The organism is Bacillus cereus group sp. BfR-BA-01381, assembly GCF_022663555.1.
In the GTDB taxonomy this organism is placed as follows: domain Bacteria; phylum Bacillota; class Bacilli; order Bacillales; family Bacillaceae_G; genus Bacillus_A; species Bacillus_A pacificus.
The window spans coordinates 1-8409 of record NZ_JAKUFR010000138.1 but is presented as its reverse complement, the minus strand read 5'-3'; the positions used below and the strand labels follow the sequence as shown (position 1 = coordinate 8409).

Genomic DNA, 8409 nt, shown 5'->3' with positions numbered 1-8409 from the left:
GCCCGCCAGATAACTCTCTTGGATAGGCATCTTTTTTCTCTAGTAAACCTACTTTTAGTAATAATTGTTCTGCTTGCTTCAATGCTTCATTTTTATTTCGTTTTTGTACTTTTAGAGGACCGAGTAAAATATTTTCTAGAACAGTCATGTGAGGAAATAAATGATAACTTTGAAAGACCATTCCGATTTTTTGACGAAGTTTTTGCCAGTTCCCATCGTTTTTTGGAAGGGGGGCGTTATGAAAAAGCATTTTCCCACTTTGGATATCCTCAAGACCATTTAAGCATCTCAATAATGTGCTTTTTCCGCAGCCACTTGGTCCTAAAATAACGATGACTTCTCCGGAAGATACTTGTAAGCTTACGTCTCTTAAAACAGGGTTATCACCGTATGACTTATAGATGTTTTGTAATTGCAACAATGGTGCAGTCATATTTCTTCTCCTCTCAAATTATTGAATTGTCTATATCCATCTTGTTTCTAGTTTTCTTGACCAAATAGATAATGGATAGCAAAGTAAGAAATAAAAAATAAATAAGCAACCGTATATAAGAAATGCTTCCCCTGTTCGTTCTACAATTTGTTGTCCAGCCTTTATGACTTCAGTTACACCAATTAAAACAGTTAAAGATGTCGTTTGAATAATACGAATGAAGATGTTTATTGTAGCAGGAATCATTCGCCGTATTGCTTGAGGAATGAGTACATATTGATATAATTGTTTCTTATTCATTCCGATAGATTTTCCAGCTTCTACTTGTCCCTTTGGTAAGGACTGAAGGGCACCTCTTACAATTTCGCCTATTTCTGTAATTCCCCATAATGATAGAGCTGTAATAGCAGCTACTGTACTAGAAACATCTATCCCTAGAGCGATTGGAAGACCGAAAAAGAAAAGAAATAACCAAACAAGGATTGGGATAGAACGAAATAATTCAATATAAGTTCTTGAACTGAACCTCAAAATAGTAATCTTTGATGTACGAATGATTCCAAATAGAATGCCGCCAATTGTACTAATGATGATTGTAAAACATGCAATTAATAATGTTTGTTCTAGTCCCTTTAGCAATTGCGGAAGCGATTCTATTAGTAGATTAATGCCCGAATTGCCCATAACGATTTCTCCTTTCTAACCAAGATAGTAGAAATGATAGTGGTACAAAAAGAAAGATATAGGAAGCTGTTAACATAATGAGCATCTCAGATGTTTTGTAATAAATTGAAATCAAATTCGTTGTTGTATACAACAATTCAGGAACAGCGATCGCAGAAACGATAGATGTTTCTTTTAATAGAAAGATAAAATTTGCAAATAAGGCTGGTGCAGAAATAGTTGCAGCTTGTGGTAAAACTACAAATCTAAATAGTTGCCATTTATTTAATCCAATGGCATATCCTGATTCCACTTGGCTTTTGGATATTGAATCAAGACCAGATCGAATGACCTCTGTCATATATCCACCACCTAAAAAACACATTGCAAGTAATGCGATTGAAAAATTAGATAATTTAATACCTAATGATGGTAAACCGAAATATAAGAAAAATAATTGAATGAGTAAAGGTGTATTTCGAGCTATTTCCACATAAGCGCGAACAACTTTATGTATAATACGAATTCGAAAGAACAGAATTAAACCATTTATACTCGCAATAAATAATGAAATGATAATGGCGAAACATGCGATTTTTAAAGTTAATAGTGCACTATCTACAAATAGTGGAATTTGCTCCTTCATAAAATCAATGTCTATCTCCACATGGACAACCTCCCTTCATTTAGATATCAAGAAAAAAAGATTAATAGTTAGTAAATAAATGTAAAAAGATTCAATTTATTTCCTTTATAATAACATATAATTCCTATAAAACAAGTGGGTTTTATTTGTTTTGGAAAAATAAATGAAATGAATGTAGAAAACACCTCTTCTAAAAGAAGAGGTGCCAATCGTTACATAACCTTTTTTATTTTTTTCGGAACTTCTTTCGTTTGCAAATTAACGTCTTCTTTTCGTAGCTCTTTAAAGAGTGAAGTAATCATAAGGACGACTACGATAGAAAATGGTAGTGCTGCGATGATCGCTGCAATTTGCAGTGCGTTTAATCCTCCAGCTTGTAATAAAATAGCTGCGATGATCGCGATTGTTAATCCCCATATAAGTTTTAAACTATTTTTTGGTGATAAGCTTCCGTTACTCGTTTGCATAGAAACGACAAATGTTGCCGAGTCAGCAGAAGTAACGAAAAATGTGGCTACTAAAATTAACCCGATAATTGTTAAAAATGTAGAGAACGGTAGATGTGAAATAACAGCAAATAATCCAATCTCTGTACCATTTTTTGCGATTTCATCAGCTATGCCAAGCGATTGGAACATTTCCATATGGATAGCGGTACCGCCAAATACTGCAAACCAAAATGTGCAGATAAGAGTTGGGACTAATACAACTCCAAAAATAAATTCTTTTATTGTGCGTCCTTTAGAGATACGGGCGATGAATGTACCGACGAATGGAGACCAAGAGATCCACCATCCCCAATAGAAAATAGTCCAGTTTTCTATCCAAGAAGAAGATTTTTCATTAAATGCTCCTAAATTTAATCCCATACTAGGTAAAGCTCCAATATAAGAACCGAGTGTAGATGTGAAATATTTCATAATAAATACAGTTGGTCCTAAAAGTAAAAAGGAGACGAGTAATATACCTGCAAGAGAGAAATTTAAGTTACTCAAATATTTAATCCCACGATCTAAGCCTGTTTGTGCACTTGTTAAATATAAAACAGCGAAGATGGCGATAAGTATGAGCTGTGTAAGTAAAGTGTTATGAATAGAAGGGAATAAATAGCTTAATCCTCCGGCGATTTGTTGAGCACCAATCCCAACAGATGGCACAATACCGAATACAGTGGCTAAAACAGCTAAAATATCAACTGTTTTTCCGATAGGAGAATTTTTCGATCGATTAAATAATGGAGTAACTGTAGCCCCAATTGTGCTACCTTTTTGTTTGCGGAATGTGAAATATGCAATTGTTAAAGCAACCATTGCGTATAGTGACCATGGAAAGAGACCCCAGTGGAAAAATGAATATTGCATAGCGAGCTTGGCGCTTTCCTCTGTACCTGCTTTTCCTGTTAGTGGATCTGTAAAATGTGAAATCGGTTCAGCGATTCCATAAAAGAGGAGTCCAATTCCCATTCCTGCCCCAAATAACATGGATAGCCAAGATGGATAACTATACTTTGGTTTTTCACCATCTTTACCAAGACGAATAGAACCGTACTTAGAAAATGCTAAATAAGCGGCTAAAATAATCATTGTGGTCATAAGTAGAGAGTAAAACCATCCAAATTTATTAAGGATAAATGAATTTAAGGAAGATGTAACGCTTTGTAAATCATAGCCTTGTATCCAACTTGCCGGAGTAATTCCCCATATGATGAATAATGTTGTTAGCAAGATGGAGATATAAAATACACTGTTTTCTTTTTTTATCATAGAATCCCACCCTTGTTTAATAAAGTTAACAATTATATTAATCATAACAATTAAAGAAATAATTGTCAAAAAATTCTCTTTTTATTACGTGAAAGGATTCGGATTATTTTCGGGAGAAAAAAGGGAATTTGTTCACGATATGTACAAAATGTAAGAAGAAATAATATGAAATATTGCATTTTATATTGTTGTATATAGATTTTATGTTAAATTCGTGAATGGAATATTTGAATAGGGGGCAAGGATATGAACAAGAAATCAAAAATTAATAAAGTAATGCTTAGCATTAGTACAATGGCTCTATCGCTGGGGGCAATTCAAACTCATGCATCAGCAGAAGAAAAGGTGCCATATAATGTATTGCATTCGAAACCAGTTGGAATTGAAAAACCAGTAGATGAGATTGGACACGTTTCTAAAGCGGAGGAAACATTATCGTTTGAAGAACGGTTAAAAGTAGGAGACTTTTCACAGCGACCAGCATCTATTCCGAACAAAGCGGCAGTAAAGCAAGTTAAAGAAAGCTATTCAATGGCTGATTTAAACAAAATGAATGATCAAGAGTTAGTTGAAACGTTAGGCAGTATTAAGTGGCACCAAATTACAGACTTATTCCAGTTTAATGAAGATGCAAAAGCTTTTTATAAAGATAAAGGGAAAATGCAAGTCGTTATAGATGAATTAGCTCATCGAGGTAGTACGTTTACGAGAGATGATTCAAAAGGAATTCAAACATTTACGGAAGTGTTACGTTCAGCTTTTTATTTGGCATTTTATAATAATGAATTAAGTGAATTAAATGAAAGAAGCTTCCAGGACAAATGTTTACCTGCTTTAAAAGCAATCGCAAAAAATCCAAACTTTAAGCTTGGTACAGATGAACAAGATACAGTCGTATCTGCATACGGAAAATTGATTAGTAACGCTTCAAGTGATGTTGAGACGGTTCAATACGCAGCTAATATTTTAAAACAGTATAATGATAATCTTCATACGTATGTAGACGATCGTATGAAAGGACAAGCTGTATACGATATTATGCAAGGGATTGACTATGATATACAGTCTTACTTAATTGAGGCTCGTAAAGAGGCGAATGAAACGATGTGGTATGGAAAAGTAGATGGGTTTATTAATGAAATAAATCGTATTGCTCTTCTAAATGAAGTAACACCAGAAAATAAGTGGCTCGTTAATAATGGAATTTACTTTGCTAGTCGTTTAGGGAAGTTTCATAGCAATCCAAATAAAGGATTAGAAGTTGTGACACAGGCAATGCATATGTATCCACGTTTAAGTGAACCGTATTTTGTCGCAGTAGAACAAATTACAACAAATTATAACGGAAAAGATTATAGCGGGAATACAGTGGATTTAGAGAAAATACGTAAAGAAGGAAAAGAGCAGTACTTACCAAAAACGTATACATTTGATGATGGATCTATCGTATTCAAAACAGGAGATAAAGTATCGGAAGAAAAAATTAAGAGACTATACTGGGCTGCAAAGGAAGTAAAAGCGCAGTATCATCGTGTAATTGGAAATGATAAAGCGTTAGAGCCAGGTAATGCAGATGATGTATTAACGATCGTAATTTATAACAGTCCAGAAGAGTACCAATTAAATAGACAACTGTATGGATATGAAACGAACAACGGTGGAATTTATATTGAAGAAACAGGAACATTCTTTACATATGAACGCACGCCAGAACAAAGTATTTATAGTTTAGAAGAATTATTCCGCCATGAGTTTACCCATTATCTTCAAGGGAGATATGAAGTGCCAGGTTTATTCGGAAGAGGAGATATGTATCAAAATGAAAGGTTAACTTGGTTCCAAGAAGGAAATGCAGAGTTTTTCGCAGGGTCTACTCGAACAAATAATGTAGTACCGAGAAAGAGCATCATTAGTGGATTATCATCTGATCCTGCAAGCCGTTATACAGCAGAGCGTACATTATTTGCTAAATACGGTTCTTGGGATTTCTATAATTACTCGTTCGCATTGCAGTCTTACTTATATACGCATCAGTTTGAAACATTTGATAAAATTCAAGATTTGATTCGTGCGAATGACGTAAAAAATTATGATGCATATCGTGAAAATCTAAGTAAAGATCCTAAGTTAAATAAAGAGTATCAAGAGTATATGCAGCAGCTAATCGATAATCAAGATAAATATAATGTACCGGCAGTAGCAGATGATTATTTAGCTGAGCATGCACCAAAATCGTTAACAGCAGTAGGGAAAGAAATTAGTGATACGTTGCCGATGAAAGATGAAAAAATGACAAAACATAGCTCCCAATTCTTTAATACATTTACATTAGAAGGCACGTATACAGGTAGTGTAGCAAAAGGTGAGTCAGAAGACTGGAAAGCAATGAGTAAGAAAGTAAATGAAGCTTTAGAACAACTGGCGCAAAAAGATTGGAGTGGCTACAAAACTGTTACAGCATACTTCGTCAATTACCGTGTAAATAGCTCAAATCAATTTGAATATGATGTAGTCTTCCACGGTATCGCAAAAGATGAAGGAGAAAATAAAGCTCCAACGATTAATATAAACGGCCCTTATAATGGACTTGTAAAAGAAGGTATTCAATTTAAAAGTGATGGCTCAAAAGATGAAGATGGAAAAATCGTTTCTTATTTATGGGACTTTGGAGATGGAAGCACAAGTGCAGAAGCAAATCCAGTGCATGTATATGAAAGAGAAGGTTCATATAAAGTAGCGTTAAGAGTAAAAGATGATAAAGGGAAAGAGAGCAGAAGTGAAACAACGGTTACGGTTAAAGATGGAAGTTTAACAGAATTAGAACCAAATAATCGTCCAGAGGAAGCAAATCACATTGGGCTAAACAATACTATAAAAGGTAGTCTTATCGGCGGAGATCACACTGATGTTTATACATTTAATGTAGCATCAGCGAAAGATATCGATATTTCCGTTTTAAATGAGTATGGAATCGGGATGACATGGGTACTTCACCATGAATCAGATATGCAAAATTATGCTGCTTACGGTCAAGCAAATGGAAATCATATAGAGGCAAAAATGAATGCAAAACCAGGTAAGTACTACTTGTATGTATATAAATATGATAATGGCGATGGAACTTACGAATTATCATTAAAATAAGTACTTTTCCAATGTATGTTTAACTTTACTTTTTGTGGAAAATAGTATATTATATAGATATATAATATATCGGTTATTTACTAGGAGGAGCCTGTCACAATAGGCTTCTCCTGTTCTTTTTTAGGGGGCCTGTCTTACAGGCTTTTCTTTAAAAAGTAAATAACTGAAAATTAAGAACGATAATCTTTGAAAGAGGTGGGGCATACACATAACAAAAAAGGGATTGTTTAAGAGAGGGGGATAAGGAATGGTTTTGTTTGGTTATCCACTTGAAACAATTTATTTATACGGATTTATTATTGCTACTATACTCACTGTGATTTATATCTTTTTTGGGGATATATTTGAATCCATATTTAGTTTTGGAGGCGGATCAGTATCCGTTGTTACTTTATTACTTAGTTTTTTCGCCATGCTATGTGGACTTAGTTATATAGGAGAATATTTATTTTCCTTTAATAGTATTCTTATTTTCGTAGCTGCATTTGCTATATCCTTTATGGGTGTATTCATAATGAAAATATTAATTTTAAAGCCGATTGCAGAAGCAGAACAAAATACTGTGCAACGTATGGATGAATTCATTGGTTGCAAGGGAGAAGTCATTACGACAATTCCTACAGAAGGATTAGGTGAAGTATTAATCTCCTCCCAATTTGGAAGTAATGCAATTCCAGCTAAAACAATTGGGAAAAAAGATATTTCACAAGGAACTGAAGTTATTATTGAGGGAGTCCAAGATGGTGTTTTGCTTGTACAAAACATCGCTTATTCTTTAAAAAAACCAAAATTATAAGGGGGAATTTCCATGACGATTCCATTAATTATTGGTGGAGTTTTACTTGCAATTTTAATTCTACTCATTTTAGTATTCATTACGAAGTATCGAACAGTTGGACCAGATGAAGCGTTAATTGTTACAGGGAATTGGCTTGGTGGTGGGAAAAATGTAGTTACCACTGATGATGGAAAGAAGATTAAGATTATTCGCGGTGGCGGTACATTCGTAGTTCCAATTATGCAAAGAGCAGAACCTTTAAGCTTACTAAATTACAAGTTAGAAGTGGGTACACGCGATACGTATACGAAGCAAGGTGTTCCAGTTACAGTAAATGGTGTTTCTATTATTAAAGTAGGTTCTACAATTGAAGAAGTATCGACAGCAGCTGAGCAATATTTAGGAAAAGAAACAGAAGAGTTAAAAGTAGAAGCAAAAGAGGTTTTAGAAGGTCATTTACGCGCGATTTTATCCTCTATGACAGTAGAAGATGCGTATAGTAATAGAGAGCAATTTGCTCAAAAGGTGCATGAAGTAGCTTCTACAGATTTAAAGAAAATGGGTCTTCGCATCGTTTCCTTTACCATTAAAGAAATCATGGATAAGAACGGTTACTTAGATGCACTTGGTCAGCCGCAAATTGCGACGGTTAAGCGTGATGCAACAATTGCAAATGCAGAGCGTGAAAAAGAAGCTCGTATTGAAAAAGCTCGTGCTGAGAAAGAAGCGAAAGAGGCTGAATACCAACGTGATGCGCAAATCGCTGAAGCTGAAAAACATAAAGAATTAAAAGTACAATCTTATAAGAGAGAGCAAGAACAAGCTCGTGCAGACGCCGATCTTTCTTATGAATTACAACAAGCGAAAGCGCAACAAGGTGTTACAGAAGAGCAAATGCGCGTTAAAATCATTGAGCGTGAGAAACAAATTGAATTAGAAGAAAAAGAGATTGCGCGTCGTGAAAAGCAATACGATGCAGAAG

At 34.6% G+C, this 8409-nt stretch carries 7 protein-coding genes; 3 read left to right on the top strand and 4 right to left on the bottom strand.

What is annotated here, in order from left to right; translation table 11 throughout:
- The 4 genes from MR079_RS26720 to opuD all read right to left on the bottom strand — a co-directional run.
- Positions 1 to 433, bottom strand: a 433-nt coding sequence (locus MR079_RS26720) for an amino acid ABC transporter ATP-binding protein (RefSeq protein WP_242294949.1), incomplete at its 3' end; no start/stop codon positions are given.
- A 30-nt stretch (positions 434 to 463) separates the two neighbouring features.
- On the bottom strand, positions 464 to 1117 hold the full coding sequence (locus tag MR079_RS26715) for an amino acid ABC transporter permease (protein ID WP_073530759.1): 654 nt from the start codon (positions 1115 to 1117) through the stop codon (positions 464 to 466).
- Positions 1098 to 1763 (bottom strand): amino acid ABC transporter permease, encoded by a 666-nt coding sequence (locus MR079_RS26710; protein WP_139869346.1) that lies wholly within the window; start codon positions 1761 to 1763, stop codon positions 1098 to 1100. Before MR079_RS26710 ends, MR079_RS26715 begins: the two co-directional genes overlap by 20 nt.
- A gap of 191 nt (positions 1764 to 1954) precedes the next feature.
- A complete protein-coding gene (gene opuD / locus MR079_RS26705) occupies positions 1955 to 3505 on the bottom strand; it encodes a glycine betaine transporter OpuD (protein ID WP_242294948.1) in 1551 nt (516 codons plus the stop codon).
- 246 nt (positions 3506 to 3751) lie between these two features.
- On the opposite strand from opuD, the gene colA reads away from it, so the two are divergent.
- From colA to MR079_RS26690, 3 genes are all read left to right on the top strand, one after another.
- Positions 3752 to 6649 carry a collagenase ColA gene (gene colA / locus MR079_RS26700; protein ID WP_242294947.1) on the top strand — a complete coding sequence of 966 codons (2898 nt, stop codon included), beginning with the start codon at positions 3752 to 3754 and terminating at the stop codon, positions 6647 to 6649.
- 247 nt (positions 6650 to 6896) lie between these two features.
- Positions 6897 to 7445, top strand: a complete 549-nt coding sequence (locus MR079_RS26695) for an NfeD family protein (protein WP_242294946.1) — start codon at positions 6897 to 6899, stop codon at positions 7443 to 7445.
- A 12-nt stretch (positions 7446 to 7457) separates the two neighbouring features.
- The coding region (locus tag MR079_RS26690) for a flotillin family protein (RefSeq protein WP_242294945.1) at positions 7458 to 8409 on the top strand (952 nt) is incomplete at its 3' end.